1 pseudogene is annotated in these 263 nt (G+C 68.4%); it reads right to left on the bottom strand.

Annotated features, from left to right (window positions below):
• Positions 1-263: pseudogene (locus ACQG3P_RS20065) on the bottom strand (methionine ABC transporter ATP-binding protein); the annotation flags it as partial.

Genomic DNA, 263 nt, shown 5'->3' with positions numbered 1-263 from the left:
CGGTACCGAGGAAGGTCAGGCGCACGATGCGCCCGGCCACGGCGTCGAAATCCTTGAGCAGCTCGCCTTCGTCGACCTGCTCGGATTCGTTGACGAAGCGGCGGGTGGTCGGGTGCTGCGGGTGCAGGACCACCTCGGTGACCGGCCCGGTTTCCACCAGGTGGCCAGCATCCAACACGGCCACGCGGTCGCAGACGCGGCGGATCTCATCCATCTCGTGGGTGATGAGCACGAGGGTCAGGCCCCGCTCGCGGTGGTTCCGG

Source organism: Stenotrophomonas sp. SrG (assembly GCF_050031795.1).
GTDB lineage: Bacteria > Pseudomonadota > Gammaproteobacteria > Xanthomonadales > Xanthomonadaceae > Stenotrophomonas > Stenotrophomonas rhizophila_A.
The sequence above is the reverse complement of the archived record's forward strand: the minus strand, read 5'-3'. Positions and strand labels throughout refer to the sequence as shown.